The organism is Nitrospirillum amazonense, from assembly GCF_029594735.1.
Taxonomy (GTDB): Bacteria; Pseudomonadota; Alphaproteobacteria; order Azospirillales; family Azospirillaceae; genus Nitrospirillum; species Nitrospirillum amazonense.
This window is the reverse complement of record NZ_JARPAF010000002.1, coordinates 2,463,004-2,483,559: the sequence shown is the minus strand read 5'-3', so window position 1 is coordinate 2,483,559 and position 20,556 is coordinate 2,463,004. Positions and strand designations below refer to the sequence as shown.

Below are 20,556 nucleotides of genomic sequence, written 5' to 3'. Positions count from 1 at the left end.
ATGCGCAAGCGGCGCAGCGGACTTGCGGTGGCGCTGATGCTGGGCCTGGCGGCTTGCGCCAGCAACAACGCCCAGGAACATGGCACCGCCCTGCATCATCTGGGCGGCCCCGCCGATGGGGTGGTGCTGCCGCCGGTGGAGGGCCCCCGCCAGCCCGGCGCCGACGGGGCCGATCCCCAAGTCGCGCCGGACGTGGCGCCGGTCCCTGGCGCGCCATCCGCCGCGACGACGGGCAAGCGGCCGGCCGCCGCCCTGTCACGATCCGCCCAACCTGCGCCGGCCACGGCCGCCGGGCCGTTCGCGCCGCCCCCGGACACCGGCATCCAGGAGGTGGTGGTGACGCCCTTGGACGTCAGCGGCTATTGGAAGATCACCGCCCGCTCCACCTTCGGCCTGGGCGATTCGGCTTTCTACAAGCGCTATGAGAACGACACCCACATCTGCCGGTTCGAGCAGACGCGTGGCCGCCTGCGGGCCTATTGCCCCCTGCTGGACTCGGTGGGGGAGGGGGAGCTGGAGGAGCGCCACCTCAGCCTGTCATGGAGCCTGGCGGGTGGCATCGCCTTCCATGTCGATGCCGAGGTCGAGGGAACGGCGGGCCAGCAATTATCCTTCACCGGCCAGGCCAACGGCCGGCTGGTGGGTTTCCTGCCGGTGACGGCGCAGGTGCCGGCGCGTGGCGTGCATTTCGAACCACCGGCGGACGCGGCCCCGCCCAGCCTGGCGGCCCTGCGCCAGGCCCTGGCCGACTGGGATGGCGGCCAGCTGACGCCTGGCCTCTACACCCCCAACCTGCTGCCCCGCCTGAGCAAGCTGCTGGCCCGCCCGAACCGCGCCGCGGGGCGGGGCGCCTTGCAGGGCCTGCGCTATATCGGCAGCATCGAGCGCGCGCTGAACAAGAAGGACGCGCCCGACGCCCGCGTCAGCCACGACGTCTATGAGGCGCGGTATGCCAGCGGTACCTGGCTGTGCGTGGTCCACCTGGACGCCGATGGCAAGATCAGCGATTTCGCCTGCTAGCTGCCGGCGCGGGACGCTTTTTCCCGCCCCCTCCATGTCCGCCATCCCAGGGCCGTCAGCAACAAGCCGGCGGCGAAGGCCGCGTACCCCAGGGGCATGAAGGGCGGGCGGAAGTGGAACTCCACCACCGACCGGCCCGCAGGCAGGGCGACCCGCTGGAACAGTTCCCCCTGCCGCAGGACGGGGCTGTCCTGGCCGTTGACGGTGGCTGTCCATCCAGGCAGGTAGAGTTCCCGCCGTGTCAGCGTTGCCGGCGCGGGACAATCCACGGCCGCCTGCACGCGCACGGTGGCGTCGATCGCGCACCCGTCAGCCTGGAAATAGGGTGCCGGGGGCTGGCGCATCTCATAAATGTCCATGACGGCATCGGAATAGACGGGCGCATCCACGAAGGCCGGAACGAGTGAGCCCAGGCCGATGACGGCTTCCCATCCCGGCTTGGGTACGCCGTCCAGGGCCAGGGCGCGGGGCCGGCCGGCATGGCCTTGAATGGCCCAGATGACCACCGGCACCGCGCCGCCGGACTTGCGCCATTCCAGGGTGACCGGCGCGCTGCCGGGCAGCAGGGGATGGTCCAGGGAGATGCGGGCATAGCGGCCGTCACGGGCGGTGGCCAGGTCGGTTCGCCCGGTGGCGCAGACGTCGCCCCGGCACGCCGTCACCAGCAAAGCCCCGTCGCTCTTGTCGCCGTAGGTTCCCAGCATGACGCTGACGTCATGCACCTCATTCCCCGCCGGATAATCCGGCACCTCCAGCGTCACCCGCGTGCCGTCGTCCAGGCGCAGGGGCTGGTGGCCAGGGTCGTTCGGGTCCTGGCCGGCATCCCATCCGAAGGGCGAAATGCCCGGCGGGGCGACCACGTATTTGACACCCACCTCGCGGAAGGCGTCCAGGTTGCGCATCAGGTTTTGCGCCTGGCTGCCCCGGCTGGGATCCAGGTGTCCATAGGGGCCGAAGGTCACACCGGTGGTGTTGTCGTCCAGATGGTCGTGAACGTAGCGCGTCCAGGCGGCGGGCAGGGGCAGGTCATCGTGGTTCAGGCTGGCGACGCCGTAAAAGGACCCATAGTTGGGCTGTATCGGGCCCAGGGTGTAAAAGCGCTGCAATCCCAAATTCTGCCGCAGGAAGTGGATGCCCCCCAGCTGCAGCGTGCCGGCCCTGACCGTCCACACCGCCGGCACCAGGAACAGGGCGATGGCCTCCACGACGGTGAAGGCCGCCAGGCCCAGGGCCTGGCGCCGGCCATCCAGACGCGGGAATGCCAGGATGCAGACACCCAGCGCCAAGGCCGCGGCGCAGCCCATCGATAGCCGGTACCATGTCAGGACGGCGGCGTCGTTGAAGCGGCCCCACGACAGGACGGCGGCGGCCAACACCAGCAGCGCCAGGGCGGCGGCCCCGTTCCGAAAAAGCGGGCGGGCCCACAATCGCCGCATATCGCCGGCCTGGGCCAAGTCGTGGGAGGCCAAGTCGTGGCAGGCCAAGCCGGCCAGGACAGCCAGGGCGAATTCGAAAGAGGGCGGCAGGTAGCGCGTGAAGATGCTGTTGGTGACCATGGGCACGGCGGTGACCAGATGGGTCAGGCCAGGCACGCCGTAGAGGGTGGCGATGGTGAAGAGCGACCATGCGCCCAAGGTCAGGCGCAGGCCGCGCCACCGCCGCGCCCACAGGCCCATCACTGCCATGGCCGGCATCATCATGCCGATATAGCCCCCGGCCCGCCCCCAGAAGACGCCGGCGTCCGCGGTGGTAGCGTCCGTCAGCCGCCCATGGAGGTAGGGCATCAGTAGGGTGATGAGGCGTTCCTGACCCAGTCGGACATAACGATAGCCTTCGCCGCCATGGGCGCCCACGAAAGCGTGCGGCAGATATCCCAGGAAGGCGATCAGGATGGGGGCGGCCAGCAGGACGCCGGTCCCGACGCCCAGCGCCAGGCGCGCCAGGTACATCGCGGCTTGGCGGCGTTCCAGGCCGGGCAGGCGGGCCATGGTCCAGGCGGCGGCCAGCAGCCCGTCCAGGTAGGCCATTTCCGGAAAGCCGGCGTACAGGGACAGCGCGACCCCCAGCCCGATCCAGCCCCATCCCCCCCGGCGCGTCCCCTCGCGGCCGGCGATCACAGTCAGACGGACATCCTCCACTCCCAGCAGGATCATGGGCAGGAAGCAGATGGGGTTGATGACGGCGTTGGCCAGCCAGGCGTACGTGCCGTTGAATTCGAACAGCAGGGCGGCGGTGCCGGCGGCCAGGGCGTCCGTGCCCAAGCGGCGCATCAGCAGCACGGTGAAGATGCCGGCGATGATCTGCATCGCGATGTGCATGTAAAGCTGGCCGTCCGGCAGGGCCAGCAGCGGCGTCAGGGGGAACAGCGCCGCCGACTGCATCTCTCCGGCCAGCGGCATGCCCACGCCTTCATACGGGTTCCACCAGGGCAGGTGGCCTGACAGCAGGTCCAGGGCCGCGCGATGCCCCAGCGTCTGGCTGGTGAAGCCGACGTTGGGGTCCAGCGACGACACCCCGTCGGCGTTCAGCCCGGTGACCAGGTCGCTGTTCATCAGGGCCGGGTTGGCCAGGCGCAGATGCAGGATTTGGTGCAGCTTGGCCAGCACAGGCATCAGCACCGCCAGGATGAACGCCGTGCGAAAGCCGTTGCGGCTGTTCCGGTCCGGCGGTGCGCCTGCGGCTGCGGGCATCTGGGGCATTGGCGGTCCTGCGGCTGGAGATGTTGGGACTGGATCCCTCAATGGTCCGTGGATTTCAAGTCCCGCAAGGCTCTACCGCCCTGGATTGAATCCCTCCCGTTTGAATCTCTTGCGTTACGGTGGGGCGGCCCCGCGTTACCGCCCGGTAAATTCGGGTAACCTCCTGGTTTCGCCGCCTTGTCCTTCCCCACCGTCCTTGTAGAGAGGGCGGGCGCGCCCTCGCGCGCCATCGCCATATAAGGGGAGAATAGGGCCATGCGTAACCGGATGATCTTGGGCGCCGCCATCGGCTGCCTATCCTTGAGCGGCTGCGTCATCAACGCCGACGACAGCGGCCACCACTACGACATGCCGCGCACGGCCACCACCGTCTGCCGGCGTGAGGTCGACCATGTGTACGACGACTATTACAAGATCGCCTTCGACCTGCCCATGTTGGCCACCGATGCCGATGGCCGCCAGACGGTGGTCCAGCCCTTCACCCTGATGCCCCGCCGCGACATCACCGCCGCCGCCGGCCGCCATGTCATGCGCTGCGTCGTCAAGGACACGGCCCTGATCTCGGTCAGCGAGGATCGCTGAGGTTTCGCCGCCGGCCTTGGCCCATGCCAAGCACGGTCAAGGCCAAGCCGGCGGCGAAGGCGCCGTAGCCCCACCCGATGTGCGGCGGAGTGTAGCGAAAAACGACATCCGACCGGCCGGCGGGCAGATTGACCTTCTGGAACAGCGGGCCGTCGGCCGCCATGGTCTGTTCCTGGCCGTTCACGGTGGCCCTCCAGCCCGGCATGAACAGCTCCAGCCGGGTCAGTGTGGCCGGGGCGGCGCAATCGGCCGCCAGCCGTTCCCGGCTGACCGGCGCCAAGTGGCAGCCGTCGGCACCGAAGTACGGCCGGGGGGCGGGCAGCGCGTCGATCTGCATCACGTCGTCGCGGAAGACGGGGCCGCCGCCTTCATCGGCAGGCTCGGCATCGGCTGGCTCGGCCGCGACCAGGGCGAAGGCGACATGGGGTTCCACGCCCGTGATCGGTCCGCCGTTCAGGGTAAGGGTTCGCCCCGTATCCGTCCCCGCCGTCCACATGGCCAGGCCGAAACGCTTGCGTCCGCCCACCCGGCTGATCGCCAGCGTCAGGGGCGCGTCACTCGCCAGCGGAACGGTTCCAGACAGCGGAACCAGAATGTAGCTGCCACCAACGACATCCGATAATGCGTACCCGCCGTCGGCGCATGTCGTACCCGCACAGAGGCGCAGTGTCAGGCGGCCGTCGGCGGCGCCGTTCTTCAGGGAACTGACATGCAGGCCCACGGCGGATACATGGCCGCGCCTGGCATCGAAGGGCACCCGGCTGGCGCCCGCCGGCAGGGTCAGGATCGCCGTATCCCCGTCGGCCAGGGCGAGCGGACGTTGGCTCAGGTCGACCATCCCGGGAGGAGCCCAGTCGAAGGGGCCTTTGCCTGGTATGGAAACGACGTAGCGGACGCCCATGTCGCGATAGGCGTCGGGGTTGCGCCGCAGATTTTCCACTGCGGTGGGCCCTGTGGCGGCGCGGCGGTCCCGGCCATCGAAGGCGATCGGATAGGTGTTGTCGTCCAGTTGTTGAACGACATGGTCCACCCAGGTGGCCGGCAGGGGCAGGTTGTTGTGGTTGATGCCGGCAATGCCGTAATAGGCGCTGTAGTTGGGCTGGATGGGACCCAAGGTGTAAAAGCGCTGCAGGCCCAGATGGCTTCGCAGGAAAGCGATGCCGCCCTCCCGGAGGTCGCCGGTACTCGGATAAAATACGGTGGGTACCAGCAGCAGCAGCACCGCCTCGGCCACCGCCATGCACCCCAGCCACTGAGCGCGGCGATGGCTGCCCAAGGTGGGGTGGCGCAGAACGGCCGCCATGCCCCCCAGGACCATCGCGGCCACCGCCAGCGAGCCCCAAAGCCAGGGCGAGCGGTAGGGCTTCAGCGCCAGCAGGGGGGTGGCGAGGCCCACGGCCAGCGCGATGAACGCCAGTGCCGTCAGGAAACCCAGCCTTTGCCGGCGCGTTGGCTTTGCCGCTTCCGTCAGATCCTGGCAGGCCAGTCCCGCCAGGACGGCCAGGGCGAAGGCCACCGAGGGGGCGAAATAGCGGAAGAACATGGCCCAGCCGACGCCGGGGATGGCGGTCACCAGTGTATTGACCACGGGCAGGCCATACATGGCGCCGGTGACGATGGCGACCCACCCCGCCAAGGCCAGGCGCAGGGGACGCAGGTGGGTGCCAACGGCGCCGATCATGCCCAGGGCCAGCAGGCCCACACCGGCGTAACCGCCCACTCCCCCCCAGAAGCCGAAGCTTTCGGCCGTGCCGGGGTCGCTCAGCCGGCCCAGGGCATAAGGCAGGACCAGGGTGAGCAGGCGGGCGGCGGACAGGTGCACGTGGCGGAAGCCGCCGTTACTGTGATCGCCCAGGTTGGCGTCCGGCAGATAGCCCAGGAAGGCGACCAGGATGGGCCCCGCCACCAGCAGGCCGCCCATTGCGCCCAGCGCCACCCGCGCAAGGTAATCCGCCCGCTGCCGGCGGGAAAGGTCCGCCAGCCGTGCCAGCGTCCAGACGCCGACCAGCAGGCCGTTGAAATAGGCGACCTCGGGGAAGCCGGCATAAAGCGACAACGCCAGACCCAGGATGATCCAGGCCCAGCCGCCGTGACCGCCCGCCTGGACGCGGGCCCGCACGGTTTCCACGCCCAGCAGGGTCATGGGCAGGAAGCAGATGGGATTGACGACGGCATTGCCCAGCCAGGCGTATGTGCCGTTGAACTCGAACAGCAGGGCCGCCACAGCGGATGCCATGGGCGCCAGGCCCAGCCGCCGCAGCAGAATCCAGGTGAAGAGGCCGGCCAGGACCTGCAGGCTGATGTGCATGTAGAGCTGCCCATTGGGCAGGGCCAGCAGCATCGTGAGCGGGAACAGGGCGGCGGACTGCATGTCGCCGGCCAGAGGCATGCCGACGCCGGAATAGGGATTCCACCAGGGAATGGTGCCTGACAGCCAGTCCAGCGCCGCGCGGTGGCCCAGGGCTTGGCTGGTATAGGCGATGTTGGGGTCAAGCGTGGACAAGCTGCGGCGCAGCACCCGGGCGGCGATGCCGCTTTCCAGAAAGCGGGCATCGGCCAGGCGCCAGCCCAGGATCAGGTGCAGCTTGGCCAGGATGGGGGCGATGAGGACAAGGAACAGCGGCCTTCGGCTGCTGGCGGCATTTGATGTCATCGTTGTCGTCAGGGTGTCGCGACGGAACGTCGGTTACGGGCGAAGGGCAGGGCGCTGGCTGCCGCCAAACCAAGCCCGGCAAGGAAGGCGGCATAGCCCCAGCCCATGTGGGGCGGCTGATAGTGGAAGCGCACGTCCGACCGGCCGGCGGGCAGGTCGACCTTCTGGAACAGCGGGCCGTCCTGGCCGACCGCCTGGGGCGTCCCGTTCACCGTCGCCGTCCAGCCCGGCATGAACAGTTCCAGGCGCGTCAGTGCGGCCGGGGCGGGGCAGTCGGCTGTCATCCTCTCACGGCTGGCGGGCGTCAGCCGGCATCCCTCGGCTGTGAAATAGGGACGGGCGCCGGGCAACTCGACGATGTCCATGACCTCATCGCCGGCCACGGGGGACGCGAAACGCAAGGTCACTTGCGGATTCCGTGCCGGTGCCGGCGTGGTCCACAGCCCCACAGGGAAGTCGCCCCCGACCTTGCGGAAGGTGATGGTCATGGGGCCCGCCCAAGGCACCGGCGTGTCCAAGGGAATGGACAGGTACTGGTTGTCGGCCGCCGTGGCCAGGTCCCGGCGTCCTTCCGCGCAGCGGTCGGCGGCGCAGAAGCGCACGGCCAGCGTGCCCTTGCTCTGCCCCACATACGTGGCCACCAGGACGCCGACCGACCGCACCTCGCGGTCGGCGGCCATGGACGGGTCAGGCGGCAGGATCAGGCTGGCGCTGCCGCCGTCGTCCAGGCGCAAGACCTCGGTCATGCTGACGGCCACGCCCGGCGGTTTCCAGTCGAAGGGGCTTTGGCCGGTGGGCGCCACCAGGTATTTCACGCCCAGGGCCCGATAGGCGTCGAGATTAGCGCGCAGGTTCTCCAGGGCAGTGGGGCCCCCCGCCACCTTGCGGTCATGGCCGTCGAAGGCCGATTCGATGGTGTTGTTGTCCAGATGGGTGAAAACGTGGTCCACCCAGGCCGCGGGCAGCGGCAGGTCGTTGTGGTTGATGCCCGCGATACCGTAATAGGCGCTGTAGTTGGGCTGGATGGGCCCCAGGGTGTAGAAGCGCTGCAGGCCCAGGTTGTTCTGCAGGAACTCTACGCCGGCTGTCTGTAACCGGCCGCTTTTGGGATAGTTGCGCAGGGGCAGCACGAACAGGACCACCGCCTCGGCAACGGCCGCGGTGCCCAGTACCCAAGCCCGCGTGCGGTTGCTGAAGGTACCGCCGCCCAGTTCGCGGACAGCCAGCAGCGCCACTACGGCGTAAATCAGCGACCGGGCCAGGATGGGCACGAAGGGGGCGTTCATGTACAGCCGATGGGACAGCCAAAGCGGCGCCGCCAAGCAAGCCACTCCCGCGGCCAAGCCGCTCCAGTATACGAGCCCGGGTCGTCGTTCCGCCGCCCGCTCCGCCAGGTCATGGCAGGCCAGGCCGGCCAGCACGGCCAGCGCGAACGAGATCGAGGGGTTGAAGTACCGGAAGAACATCGCGTCGCCGACCGCCGGGATGGCGGTAAGCAAGGCCACCATCGCATGCTGGCCATAGACCGCGCCCGTCACCACCACGCACCAACCGGCCAGCGTCAGCCGCAACCCGCGCAGCCAGGGGCGCCAGACCGCCATCGCGGCCACCACCACCAGGACCAGGCCGGTATAACCGCCGACGGCGCCCCAGAATATGAAGGCTTGCGCGTCCGGGGTATGGCCCAGGTCGCCCAAGGCATAGGGCAGGAACAGGGTCAGCAGGCGCTGGATGTCGAGATGCGAATGACGAAACACGCCGGCGGCATGGTTGCCCAGATAGCCGTGGCCCAGATATTCCCCGAAAGCGATGAGGATGGGGGCGGCCAGCAGCAGGCCAGCCACCGTCCCGGTGGCGATACGCGCCATGTACGCCATGGAGCGGCCCCCCAGGCCTGCCAGCCGTGCCAGGGTCCAGAGGGCGATCAGCAGACCGTTGAAGTAGGCGACTTCGGGAAAGCCGGCGTAAAGCGACAGCGCCAGACCGCCGGCGATCCATCCCCATCCGCCCGGCTGGCCGGCCAGCGCGCGGGCCCGCGCCTCCTCCACTCCCAGCAACACCATGGGAAGGAAGGGGATGGGGTTGATGACGGCATTGGCCAGCCAGGCGAAAGTGCCGTTGAATTCGAACAGCAGGCTGGCCACGATGGCGCCCAGCGCTGTGACCCCCAGGCGCCGCATGAGCAGCCAGGTGAAGACGCCCGATGCGATCTGCAGGCTGATGTGCAGATACAACTGGCCATTCGGCAGGGCCAGCAACAGGGTGGGCGGAAACAGGGCGGCGGATTGCATGTCGCCGGCCAGCGGCATGCCGATGCCGGAATAGGGGTTCCACCAGGGAATATGGCCGGACAGCCAGTCCAGCGCCGCGCGATGCCCCAGGGCATGGCTGGTGTAGGCGATGTTGGGATCCAGCGTGGACAGCCCGTCGCGCGTGACGCCGCTGGCCAGCCAGCCTTCGACGAAGCGCGGGTCCGCCGGGCGCCAGCCCAGGATCAGGCCGAGCTTGGCCAGGATGGGGGCGAGGATGAGCAGGGTGATGGCCCGGAAGCCGCTGGAGCGCCACAGAGGTGCTGGGATTTCCGCACCGGTGGGCTGTGGCGGCAGGCGTTGCATCAGGCTGTTGGGCAAGGCGTCCATCTCGGCGGTGGAGAGGCGGGTTGATCCTTTCTCATCGGCCATGCCGGACACTTTTGCAACCAGCCTGTGCCAGTGACGCCGCCCAAAGCAAAACGCCGCGACGGGCGTACCGTCGCGGCGTTTGCAATCATCGGCGCGTTGAGGACCGGCGTCAGGCGGCGCGGGCCACCATCAGCTTCTTGATCTCGGCGATGGCCTTCGCCGGGTTCAGGCCCTTGGGGCAGGTCTGGGTGCAGTTCATGATGGTGTGGCAGCGGTACAGCCGGAAGGGATCTTCCAGGTTGTCCAGGCGCTCACCGGTCATCTCGTCACGGCTGTCGGCGATCCAGCGGTAGGCCTGCAGCAGGATGGCCGGGCCCAGGTACTTGTCGCCGTTCCACCAATAGCTGGGGCAGCTGGTGGAGCAGCAGAAGCACAGGATGCACTCATAGAGGCCGTCCAGCTTCTCACGCTCCTCCGGGCTCTGCAGCCGCTCACGCGACGGCGCCGGGCTCTGGCTCTGCAGCCAGGGCTTAATGGAGGTGTACTGGGCGTAGATCGTGTTCAGATCCGGCACCAGATCCTTCACCACCGGCATGTGCGGCAGCGGGTAGATCTTGACGTCGCCCTTCACGTCCTCGATGGCCTTCAGGCAGGCCAGCGTGTTGCGTCCGTCGATATTCATGGCGCAAGAGCCGCAGATGCCCTCGCGGCACGACCGGCGGAAGGTCAGCGTGCTGTCGATGTCGTTCTTAATGTGGATCAGGGCGTCCAGCACCATGGGGCCGCACTTGTCGAGGTCGATCTCGTAGCGGTCCTCGGTGGGGTTGCTGCCCTTGTCCGGGTCGTAGCGATAGATGCGGAAGGTCTTGGCCCGCTTGGTGGCGGACGTCTTCACCGACGTGGTCTTGCCGGCGTGAACCTTGGAATTGGCGGGAAGGGAGAACTCGGCCATGGCATCGGGTCCGTTCGGCTAAGGCGTCAGTAGACGCGCTTCTTGGGCGGGATGACGTCAATGTCACCGGTCAGGGTGTACATGTGGACGGGGCGGTCACCGAGGGTGACGGTGCCCTTCTCATCCACCCAGGACGTGGTGTGCTTCATCCACTCGTGGTCGTCGCGCTCGGGGAAGTCCTCGCGGGCGTGCGCCCCGCGGCTTTCCTTGCGGTTGGCCGCCGAGTTGATGGTGACCACGGCCTGGCGCATCAGGTTGTCCAGCTCCAGCGCTTCCACCAGGTCGGAGTTCCAGATCAGCGAGCGGTCGCTGACGGCGATGTCGTCACGCTTGGACCACACGCCCTTCATCAGCTCGACACCTTCCTCCAGCACCTCGCCGGTGCGGAAGACGGCGCAGTTGTTCTGCATGATCTTCTGCATTTCCAGGCGCAGGTGGGCGACGCGGGTGCCGCCCTTGGCGTTGCGCACCTTGTCCAGGTGGGCCAGCGCCTTGTCCGTCACGTCCTGCGACAGGGTCTTGTGCGCGGCACCCTTCTTCACCGTCTCGGCGGCGCGGTTGGCGGCGGCGCGGCCGAACACCACCAGGTCCAGCAGCGAGTTGGAGCCCAGGCGGTTGGCACCGTGCACCGACACGCAGGCCGCCTCGCCGATGGCCATCAGGCCCGGGACCACTTGGTCCGGGTTCTCGGCCGTCGGGTTGATGACCTCGCCGTGGTAGTTGGTGGGGATGCCGCCCATGTTGTAGTGCACGGTCGGCAGCACGGGGATGGGCTCGCGCGTCACGTCCACGTTCGCGAAGACCTTGGCGGTCTCGGCGATGCCGGGCAGGCGCTCGTGGATGATGGCCGGGTCCAGATGCTCCAGGTGCAGGTGGATGTGGTCCTTGTGCTCACCCACGCCGCGGCCCTCGCGGATTTCCACGGTCATGGAGCGGCTGACCACGTCGCGGCTGGCCAGGTCCTTGGCCGATGGGGCGTAGCGCTCCATGAAGCGCTCGCCCGAGCTGTTGGTCAGGTAACCGCCCTCACCGCGCACACCCTCGGTGATCAGGCAGCCGGAGCCGTAGATGCCTGTGGGGTGGAACTGCACGAACTCCATATCCTGCAGGGGCAATCCTGCGCGCAGCACCATGCCGCCGCCGTCGCCGGTTGAGGTGTGGGCCGAGGTGCAGCTGAAGTAGGCGCGGCCGTAGCCGCCGGTGGCCAGCACCGTCTGGTGGCCGCGGAAGCGGTGGATGGTGCCGTCGTCCAGGTTCCAGGCCAGGACGCCCTTGCACTCGCCGTCTTCCATCAGCAGATCCAGCGCAAAGTATTCCACGAAGAATTCGGCTTCGTGCTTCAGGCTCTGCTGATACAGGGTGTGCAGGATGGCGTGGCCGGTGCGGTCGGCGGCGGCGCAGGTGCGCCGGGCCTGGCCCTCGCCGTAGCGGGTGGTCATGCCGCCGAAGGCGCGCTGGTAGATCTTGCCTTCCGGGGTGCGCGAGAAGGGCACGCCGTAGTGTTCCAGCTCGATGATGGCCGGGACGGCCTCACGCACCATGTACTCGATGGCGTCCTGGTCGCCCAGCCAGTCCGACCCCTTCACGGTGTCGTACATGTGGTAGCGCCAGTCGTCCTCGCCCATGTTGCCGAGGGCGGCGGAAATGCCGCCCTGGGCCGCCACGGTGTGGCTGCGGGTCGGGAACACCTTGGTGATGCAGGCCGTCTTCAGGCCCTTTTCGGCCATGCCGAAGGTCGCGCGCAGGCCGGCGCCGCCGGCGCCCACGACGACGACGTCGTACTGATGGTCGATGATGGGATAGGCGTTAGCCATGACAGTCCTTCCTCACGCCCCGAAGGCGATCTTGAGCACGGCGAAGACGCTCGCGGCGGCCAGCAGGATGGCGGCGCCGTTGGTCAGCCCGATGGCGATCAGGCGCGCCAGCTTGCCGTGGATGTAGTCTTCGTACACTTCGCGCATGCCGGCGGCGGCATGGTGGAAGGTGGCGATCAGGGTGATCAGCAGCAGGACCGCGTTCACCGGCTGGTGCACCCAGGCGATGGCGTCGGCATGTTCCGCCTTGGCCAGGCGGACGATGGAGATCAGGAACCAGACGGTCAGCGGCACCAGCAGGACCGCGACCATGCGGTAGGCCAGCCAATGGGCGCCGCCGCTCTTGGCGGAGCCGAGGCCGCGCACGCGGCCGAGGCGCGTGCGGAAGCCGTTGTCGGACGTAGAAGCCATGGAATGCGCGCTCCCGTCAGAGGGCGAAAGCGGCGATCCAGACGATCGCCGTCAGAACGAAGGAACCGCCGAACACCAGGGCGGAGCTGCGCTGCGCGCTGGCATTGGTGATGCCGGTGCCGGTGTCCCAGATCAGGTGCTGGATGCCCTTCAGCAGGTGGTAGCCGAAGGCCCAGGTCCAGCCCAGCAGGCAGAGCAGGCCGATGGGGCTGCCCAGCACGTGCTGGGCCGTGTCGAAGTCGTCGGGGCCGCTGGCGGCCGCCACCAGCCACCAGGTCAGTACCAGGGTGCCAACGGTCAGGGCGATGCCGGTGAAGCGGTGCGTGATCGACGACACGGCGGGCAGGGGTAGGCGATAGACCTGGAGGTGGGGCGACAGCGGCCGTGCCTTTTTGGCCACGCTGGTCTCGCTCATGATTCGCGCGTCCTCGTCCTTTTGGATTATCAGGTGCCGGTGCCGCACCGGCCATATGGCGCCCGCGACATGCGTGTCGCGACGCCGGCCGAATTGTTGCACCGCCGGGGGCGGATAGGATGTGAAGTCAATTACGCCCCCGCCTCTTGTCCGTCAACGCCCTGTCTGGGGCCGACTTTTGCGAATACAAGGGGTGGGGCGCATGGGTGCGTGATTCTTTCGACATGGCTGGCGACATGGCTGGCGACATGGCTGGCGACCCGCCCCGGCAAACGTCCTTGCCCGGCGGCTTCGCCATCGGCCGGGTCGATTGCCGCGCGTCGGGGCGGCCGGTACAGTGCCGGTGTCAACCTCGTCGCCTTGCGAAAGTTTCCATCTTGTCCGCCAACGACTTGTGCCGCCTGCTGGAAGAGCTGTGCCTGACGGCTTGGCCCGCCCTGAAAACCATCCACGATGATGGCTGGCTGCTGCGGTTTTCAGAAGGGCATTCGGGCCGCTCCAACTCGGTGACCTGCCTGTCGGCCGGCGTGCTGCCGGTGGCGGAAAAGGTGGACCGGGCGGAGGCGGCCTACACCCGCGAAGGCCTGCCCCCCCGTTTCCGCATCACGCCCCTGGCCCCGCCTGACCTGACGGCGGAACTGGATCGGCGCGGTTATCTGCGGCAGGAGGAGAACCTGGTGCAGGCGGCCACCATCCCGCCGGGCCTGGCGCCAACGGCGGATGGCCTGGACTGGCGGTTGGAAACGACACCGGCCCCTGACCTGCTGGCCAGTTACGCGGCGGCCCTGCCGCTGCCGGCGCGGGAGGCGGACCCGATGCGCCGCCTGCTGGACGCTATCGCCGTGCCCACCCTGTACCTGAGCGCGTGGGATGGCGGTCGCTATGTTGGCAGCGCGCTTGGAGTCGCCGATCGCGGCTGGCTGGGCGTCTACAAGGTGCTGGTGGCGCCGGAGCAGCGAGGCCGGGGCGTGTCGCGGCGCCTGATGACCCGCCTGCTGGCGGCGGGGGCGGACGCGGGTGTCGCCCACGCTTATCTGCAGGTGGGCGGCGCCAACCGGCCGGCGCTGGCGACGTATGCCCGGATGGGGTTCCGGACCGTTTATCGCTATCAATATCGCCAGAAAGATTAGTTGCATAGTTGATGCGCGTCGCGCCTGAAAGTAGATTGCCCCTATGGCAGCCTACCGGGTGTTGGCATGGTGACGATCAGGGGCGCCGTTTTGGGCTTGGGTTTGGTCCTGCTGGGGCCAGTCCTGGCACAGGCGGAAGAGCCGACCATGGAATCGTTGACCAGGATCGTTCAGACCCAGCTCTTTTCCGATGATCCGGCGGGGCGCGGTGGGCTGGTGGAGGTGCACGACGGTTACAAGTTCGTCCAGTGCCGGCATATGCCGCATCAGACGGCCATCATCTGCGAGGCGGCGGGAACCCGCGGGCAATCCTGGATGCGCCATGTCCTGACCAAGGAACGCAGGGCGGCCTTGAGGGAGCTGGGCTTCGCCGCCGACCGGCAGACGGGAAACTTCATCCGGCGATGGGATGCGCCGCCTGGGCCCAAGCTGCTGATGGCCTTCATGGTTCATGCCCTGGATGTCGGTTATGGCAACAGTGGGCAGGACACTGAAATGCAATATGGCTGGTTTGCCGCGGCCGAGTGCCCGGCGCGGGTTACTTCCGGGAATCCATATGGCGGGGCTGTCGTGCTTCTCGGCACCAAGGTCAAGAACCTGGCGGAGGGGTGCCGCCTGGAGCCGGAGGATGAAGCGGATCAGAAGCCCTTGCCGCGACCGCCGGCCATGCCGGACGACGCGCCGGATCTCAGATCCCGGCAATACAAGGCCATCGCCGAGGCGGTGCACTGGGTGGCTGGCGGCACCGGGCCGGAGCATCACATCGCCATCTTTTCCTGGGGCGACTTTTATATTCAGTGCCTGAAGGCGGAGGATCCCTCGATGCAGTGCGAGGTGGTGTCCGCCGACATCAATCCCCGGCTCAAGCCCGTGCTGACACCGGCTGTCGGACGGCGGCTGAAGAAATTGGGGTTCCTCGAGCCCGGCTACTCCCTGAACTACGCCCAGGTCTTTCCCCTCAAGGCAGGCGCCGCCGATGACAGCGCCAAGGCCGTCGCGGAGACGCTGGCCCAGGCGGCGCAGCAGGGCTTCGGCAACTATGCCTTCCTGCCGCTGCAGGTGGAGCGCCTCACCTCCGAACCCGCTCGTTAAAGGGCCCGCCGATTAATGGAGATGTCGATGAAGGGCGTGATGATCGTCGTGGCGGGCCTGATGATGGCTTTCGCGCCCACGTCGGAAGTTTGGGCGGGGGAAGCGCCTGAGCAGACCTTCCAAGGCGGTCGCCGTCCTGGCGCATGCCGACCAGATGGATGGGCGCGGCGCCGCGGTGGAGGCGCACGACGGCGACCAGTTCGTGCAAGCGGCGGGCGAACCTGAAGGATCTGGGCTATGTCTCCGACCGCAAGACCGGCAATTTCGTTGCGCGCCTGGACCCGTCGGAATGGCCCAACGACAAGCTGGCCGGTTTCATGGTCGCCACGCTAGCCGGTGGCTACGACGTCGCCTTGGCTGATATCATGACGGAAGCCGGCTCCTACCCTGCGGTGGCCTGCCCCCCGCGCAATCCCACCGGCCGCGACTTCGGCGGGGAAATCGCGTTCAACGACCGTTCCCAGAAGGACCTGGAGGAAAACTGCGAGGTCGCGGGCATGGATGACGAGGACGAGTCGCACTTGCCCAAACCCTTGAAATCCATCCCCATGAATCTCGACGATGCCGGGACCCAGCTCAGGCAAAGCGCCAAGGACCTGGCCGACACCTTCAAGTGGCTGGCGGAGGCGACGGGGCCCGGCCTCCGGTTCGCCATCTTCAGTTGGGGCGAGTTTTATATCCAATGCATGAAGCGGGGCGACCCGGTGATCCTGTGTGAGGTCGAGTCCGCAGACGCCAACCCTTCCCTGCGTCGTATCGTGACCACGGCGGTGGGGCGTAAATTGGAATCAATGGGGTTCCGGCCGCCGGGCTATTCCAAGAATTACATCGGGAGCATCGGCATCAAGGAAGGCAAGGCGGAGGATTGGAGCTCGGTCGTTATGAAGGCGGCGTTGATCGCTTTCGGCGGGTACGCCATCCAGCGGCCGGTCACCGTGGAGCGCCACGTTATCAAAGGGGAAACCCTGAGCGGATACTGTCAAGGCCGGTTTGATCAGGGGCACGGATCGCCGCCGCCAGCGTCACCAGCCGGTGGGCCTCCGCCACATGCAAGGCCTCCACCAGGCGGCCGTCCACCAGCACCACAGCCTTGCCCTGGGCCATGGCCTCGGCATGGGCGGCGATGACGCGGCGGGCGCGGTCCAGGGAGGCAGCGTCGGGGGCGAAGGCGGCATTGGCGGCGGCCAACTGCCTGGGATGGATCAGGGTCTTGCCGTCGAAGCCTAGCTCCACCCCTTGGCGGCAGCTGGCTTCCAGGCCGGCATCGTCGTCCAGGTCCAGGTGCACGCCGTCCAGGATGGCCAGGCCGTGGGCGCGGGCCGCCAGCAGGCAGAGGCCCAGGGCCGTGATCATGGGCAGGCGCAGGGGCGTGTGATGGGCGTGCAGTTCCTTGGCCAGGTCCGAGGTGCCCAGCACCAGGCCGGCCAGCCTGGGGGAGGCGGAAGCGATCTCCTTGGCGTTCAGCATACCCAGGGCCGTTTCCATCATGACCCACAAGGGAAGGCCGTTGGGCGTCCCGGGGGCCGCCCCATGCGCCGCCAGCAGGCGATCCGCCTGACGTACCGCCTCCGCCGACTCCACCTTGGGGATCAGCACGCCGTGGGCGCCGGACCGGGCCGCCGCCGCCAGGTCGGCATGGCCCCAGGGCGTGTCCAGGCCGTTGACGCGAATCAGCACCTCGCGCCGGCCGAAGCCGCCGGCGGCCACGGCGGCCAGCACCTGATCGCGCGCCAGGTCCTTGGCGTCCGGCGCCACCGCGTCCTCCAGATCCAGGATCAGCACGTCGGCCTCCAGTCCCTTGGCCTTCTCCAGCGCGCGGGCGTTGGACCCCGGCATGTACAGGGCGGAGCGGCGGGGACGGGCGGTGGTGGCCATGAGGCGGGCTCGTACAAGAAGGGCGAAACGGGATGGGGCAGCATAGCGCCAGCCTGTGACGGAGGCGACGGCCGGTAGTCTTCCATCCGTGGTAACAGTCTTCGCGTCCCTTTGTCCCGCGTCATGCGGCTTGCCCACAGGCTGCGGCGGGGCTACCCCTAGGACAGGCCGTCCGCCCCGTCCCTTTGGGGGCCGGTCCATTGCCACGAGGAGCCTTTCCCCGATGCCGTCGCGTCCCCGCCGTCCGATTATCTTCTCCGCAACGCGCCGTGGCACCCAACTGGAAGGCGCCCTGCTGGCGGCTTTGCTGTGTCTGGCTGCCGGCGGCGCCCTGGCTCAGGCCGCTCCGCCGCCGCAGGAAGGCGCGCCGGGTGCGGGCGAGCCCGTGACCGCCAACCAGCCGCTGCTGCGCGATCCCCGTCTAGTGGGCAACGCCAAGGCGCCCCCGCGCGACGTGGAATGCGTGGTGGGGACCGGCAGCCCTTGCACCGGCCGGATGGATTTCAACGATGGCCGCAGTTTCGGCTTCAAGATCAGCGGCCCGGGCGAGGCGCTGTTCCGCAACATCGGCAACCGCCGCTGCACCCTGGAATACATCCTGACCGACAGCACGGTGGCCACGGCCGGCCGCACCATGGACCTGGCGGCCGGCGCCGCCACCACGCTGAAGGTGCGCGACGCCCAGGGCATGCACGTCCGCCTATCGGCGCGCGGCATGGCCTCCCCTATCTGCGAATTGGAAGTGACGGCCAAGCAGTCGTGAGAGGAGCGGCCCCGATGCGCCCCCTGCTGATCGCGCTGTCCCTGGTGGTGGCGCCCCTGATAATGCCAGTGGCCGCCCATGCCGCGGACACCGCGCCCGCCGCGGTCGAGGCGTTCGATCCCGCCCGGGACGCTGCCCATGATGTGGCCGAGGCGGCGGCCCAGGCCAAGGCGCAGGGCAAGCGGGTGCTGGTGGACGTGGGCGGGGAGTGGTGCGTGTGGTGCCATCGCTTCGACGCCCTGTTCACCGATGACGCGCGGCTGCGCACGCTGCGCGACCAGGGCTTCGTCACCGTGAAGGTGAACTGGAGCAAGGAGAACAAGAACGAGGCGCTGCTGGGCCAGTGGCCCAAGGTGGCAGGCTATCCCCACCTGTTCGTCCTGGATGGCGAGGGCAAGGTGTTGCACTCCCAGGACACCGGCCTGCTGGAACAGGGCAAAGGCTACGATACCGGCAAGGTGGCGGCCTTCCTGACGCAATGGGGCACCAAGGCGCCCGGCTCCCACATCTGATGCCATGCCAGGAAAAAGGGCGCCAGCCTGATCGAGGCGGCGCCCTTTTTCCTGGGTGCGGTCAAACGGGGTGCCGTCAGCCCGCCGCCTACTTCTTCAAATGATCCTTGATCAGCCGTTCGGCGATCTGCACGGCGTTCAGCGCGGCGCCCTTGCGCAGGTTGTCGGAGACGACCCACAGGTTCAGGCCGTTTTCCACGGTGAAGTCCTCGCGCAGGCGGCTGACGAACACAAGGTCGTCGCCGGCGGCCTCGACGGGGGTGACATAGCCCTCGTCGGCCTGATGGTCGATCAGCGACACGCCCTTGGCCCGGCGCAGGGCGGCGCGGGCCTCGTCGGCGCTGATGGGGTTCTCGAACTCCACGTTGATCGCCTCGGAATGGGCGATGAACACCGGCACGCGCACGCAGGTGGCCGTCACCTTGATGGACGGGTCCAGGATCTTCTTGGTCTCCACCGTCATCTTCCACTCTTCCTTCGTGGTGCCGTCTTCCATGAAGACGTCGATGTGGGGGATGACGTTGAAGGCGATCTGCTTGGTGAACTGCTTCTTCTCGACAGGGTCGTTCACATAGATGGCGCGGGTCTGGGTGAACAGCTCATCCATCGCTTCCTTGCCGGCACCCGACACGGACTGGTAGGTCGACACCACCACGCGGCGGATGCGGGCCAGGTCGTGCAGGGGCTTCAGCGCCACCACCATCTGGATGGTGGAGCAGTTGGGGTTGGCGATGATCCCCTTCTTCCTGTAGCCGGCGATGGCCTCGGGGTTCACCTCCGGCACCACCAGGGGCACGTCCGGATCCATGCGGAAGTGGCTGGTGTTGTCAATGACCACGGCGCCGGCGGCGGCGGCCTTGGGCGCGAACTGGGCGGAAACCTTGGCGCCGGCCGAGGACAGGACGATGTCGGTGCCGGTGAAGTCGAACTTGGCCAGATCCTGCACCCGCAGGTCATCGTCGCCGAAGCTGATCTCCGACCCGATGGACCGCTCGGACGCCAGGGCCACCACCTCGCTCACCGGGAATTCCCGTTCCGCCAGGATCTGCAGCATCTCGCGCCCGACATTGCCCGTGGCGCCCACGACGGCGACTTTATAGCCCATGGTCATGCTCCTCATATCTCTGGCGGGGACCAGGGGCAGGGCCGCTTGCGGGGGCGGGGGCCGCTCTGGTCTAATCCGGCGGAGACTTAAGGCCGGCCGGCGGGCTTTGCAAGCGCGCAGGCGTCAGTGCCGCCCCGCGAACGGGCGGCGGCCTCTAGACTGGGAGGGAAGACCATGACGGTACACGAGCCGCGAATCGCCACCTATGACGCGTTCTGGCCCTTCTACCTGGGCGAACACGCCCTGCCGGCCACGCGGGCCTGGCACTTCGTAGGCACCGGCCTGGTGCTGCTGGCGCTGGCCGCCGGCCTGGCCACGGGGGATTGGCGCTACTTCGCCGCCGCCCCGGTGTGCGGCTACCTCTTCGCCTGGATCAGCCACTTCTTCGTGGAACACAACCGGCCCGCCACCTTCACCTATCCGTTATGGTCGCTGATCAGCGATTTCCGGATGTTCTTCCTGTTCGTGGCCGGGCGGCTGGGGGCCGAGCTGCGCCGCCACGGGATCAGCCGCTGACGGATCGTTACCGTTTCAGGCCTGCCACCAAAGGATAAGCCGCCTTGGCTCAGATCGTCGACACCATCGCCCAAGCCATCAAGCGCGCGGACAAAACTTTCTTTAACGAAAATTATACCAAGCAGGCCCAAGCTGTAGTCGACGGCCTGCGCAAGGCGGGTTTTGAGATTGTTCCGGTCAAACCCCCGGAAGTACTGGTGGAGTACGCCGTTGAAAACATCCCCTTCGGCCGACTGCGCCCGTCAGAGTTGATCCGTGCCCTGTACGGTACAATGGTTGAGAATTGCCGTAAGTTTGTATCCTAGAAACGACAATTTATTTCCCTGAATGCCGGTGAATCCGCTTCTAAAATGCGCGCCCCCGGTGCAACAATGTAGTCAGCGCGCCTGATTTCAG

General features: G+C 67.8%; 17 protein-coding genes. 8 read left to right on the top strand and 9 right to left on the bottom strand.

Features of this window, described 5'->3' with window-relative positions:
• Complete coding sequence (locus P5F91_RS17415) at positions 1-1,020, top strand: hypothetical protein (RefSeq protein ID WP_145611287.1); 1,020 nt, start codon at positions 1-3, stop codon at positions 1,018-1,020.
• Here P5F91_RS17415 and P5F91_RS17410 read toward each other — a convergent pair.
• Positions 1,017-3,710: a hypothetical protein gene (locus tag P5F91_RS17410; protein WP_277907721.1), complete on the bottom strand. Its 2,694-nt coding sequence runs from the start codon at positions 3,708-3,710 to the stop codon at positions 1,017-1,019. The two genes, P5F91_RS17415 and P5F91_RS17410, sit on opposite strands and share 4 nt — an antisense overlap.
• Before the next feature lie 264 nt (positions 3,711-3,974).
• Here P5F91_RS17410 and P5F91_RS17405 point away from each other — a divergent pair, with 264 nt between their 5' ends.
• On the top strand, positions 3,975-4,301 hold the full coding sequence (locus P5F91_RS17405; RefSeq protein ID WP_145611289.1) for a hypothetical protein: 327 nt from the start codon (positions 3,975-3,977) through the stop codon (positions 4,299-4,301).
• Here P5F91_RS17405 and P5F91_RS17400 read toward each other — a convergent pair.
• The 6 genes from P5F91_RS17400 to sdhC all read right to left on the bottom strand — a co-directional run bounded on the left by P5F91_RS17400 (position 4,285) and on the right by sdhC (position 13,167).
• Positions 4,285-6,954: a glycosyltransferase family protein gene (locus P5F91_RS17400; RefSeq protein ID WP_277907719.1), complete on the bottom strand. Its 2,670-nt coding sequence runs from the start codon at positions 6,952-6,954 to the stop codon at positions 4,285-4,287. The two genes, P5F91_RS17405 and P5F91_RS17400, sit on opposite strands and share 17 nt — an antisense overlap.
• Before the next feature lie 8 nt (positions 6,955-6,962).
• Positions 6,963-9,635: a hypothetical protein gene (locus P5F91_RS17395; protein ID WP_145611291.1), complete on the bottom strand. Its 2,673-nt coding sequence runs from the start codon at positions 9,633-9,635 to the stop codon at positions 6,963-6,965.
• A 109-nt stretch (positions 9,636-9,744) separates the two neighbouring features.
• Positions 9,745-10,527 carry a succinate dehydrogenase iron-sulfur subunit gene (locus tag P5F91_RS17390; RefSeq protein ID WP_145611292.1) on the bottom strand — a complete coding sequence of 261 codons (783 nt, stop codon included), beginning with the start codon at positions 10,525-10,527 and terminating at the stop codon, positions 9,745-9,747.
• Between the two features lie 26 nt (positions 10,528-10,553).
• A complete protein-coding gene (gene sdhA, locus P5F91_RS17385) occupies positions 10,554-12,341 on the bottom strand; it encodes a succinate dehydrogenase flavoprotein subunit (RefSeq protein WP_145611293.1) in 1,788 nt (595 codons plus the stop codon).
• Between the two features lie 12 nt (positions 12,342-12,353).
• Entirely contained in the window at positions 12,354-12,752 is a 399-nt protein-coding gene (gene sdhD / locus P5F91_RS17380; protein ID WP_145611294.1) for a succinate dehydrogenase, hydrophobic membrane anchor protein, read from the bottom strand.
• 16 nt (positions 12,753-12,768) lie between these two features.
• Entirely contained in the window at positions 12,769-13,167 is a 399-nt protein-coding gene (gene sdhC, locus P5F91_RS17375) for a succinate dehydrogenase, cytochrome b556 subunit (RefSeq protein WP_198924759.1), read from the bottom strand.
• A gap of 377 nt (positions 13,168-13,544) precedes the next feature.
• Here sdhC and P5F91_RS17370 point away from each other — a divergent pair, with 377 nt between their 5' ends.
• Complete coding sequence (locus P5F91_RS17370; RefSeq protein ID WP_145611295.1) at positions 13,545-14,297, top strand: GNAT family N-acetyltransferase; 753 nt, start codon at positions 13,545-13,547, stop codon at positions 14,295-14,297.
• Positions 14,298-14,444: 147 nt separating this feature from the next.
• Positions 14,445-15,389, top strand: coding sequence for a hypothetical protein (locus P5F91_RS17365; RefSeq protein ID WP_145611296.1), 945 nt, complete (start codon positions 14,445-14,447; stop codon positions 15,387-15,389).
• Positions 15,390-16,340: 951 nt separating this feature from the next.
• On the opposite strand, the gene P5F91_RS17360 is transcribed toward P5F91_RS17365, so the two are convergent.
• Complete coding sequence (locus P5F91_RS17360; protein ID WP_145611297.1) at positions 16,341-17,264, bottom strand: HpcH/HpaI aldolase/citrate lyase family protein; 924 nt, start codon at positions 17,262-17,264, stop codon at positions 16,341-16,343.
• A gap of 223 nt (positions 17,265-17,487) precedes the next feature.
• Between P5F91_RS17360 and P5F91_RS17355 the strand changes: the two genes are divergently transcribed.
• Positions 17,488-18,027 (top strand): hypothetical protein, encoded by a 540-nt coding sequence (locus P5F91_RS17355; RefSeq protein ID WP_186454791.1) that lies wholly within the window; start codon positions 17,488-17,490, stop codon positions 18,025-18,027.
• Between the two features lie 14 nt (positions 18,028-18,041).
• A complete protein-coding gene (locus tag P5F91_RS17350; RefSeq protein ID WP_277907718.1) occupies positions 18,042-18,539 on the top strand; it encodes a thioredoxin family protein in 498 nt (165 codons plus the stop codon).
• An 88-nt stretch (positions 18,540-18,627) separates the two neighbouring features.
• Here P5F91_RS17350 and P5F91_RS17345 read toward each other — a convergent pair whose 3' ends face one another.
• On the bottom strand, positions 18,628-19,644 hold the full coding sequence (locus P5F91_RS17345; protein WP_145611299.1) for an aspartate-semialdehyde dehydrogenase: 1,017 nt from the start codon (positions 19,642-19,644) through the stop codon (positions 18,628-18,630).
• 174 nt (positions 19,645-19,818) lie between these two features.
• Between P5F91_RS17345 and P5F91_RS17340 the strand changes: the two genes are divergently transcribed.
• Entirely contained in the window at positions 19,819-20,160 is a 342-nt protein-coding gene (locus P5F91_RS17340; RefSeq protein ID WP_145611300.1) for an Mpo1-like protein, read from the top strand.
• Positions 20,161-20,204: 44 nt separating this feature from the next.
• Positions 20,205-20,465, top strand: a complete 261-nt coding sequence (locus tag P5F91_RS17335; protein WP_040844662.1) for a hypothetical protein — start codon at positions 20,205-20,207, stop codon at positions 20,463-20,465.
• Positions 20,466-20,556: the final 91 nt, after the last annotated feature.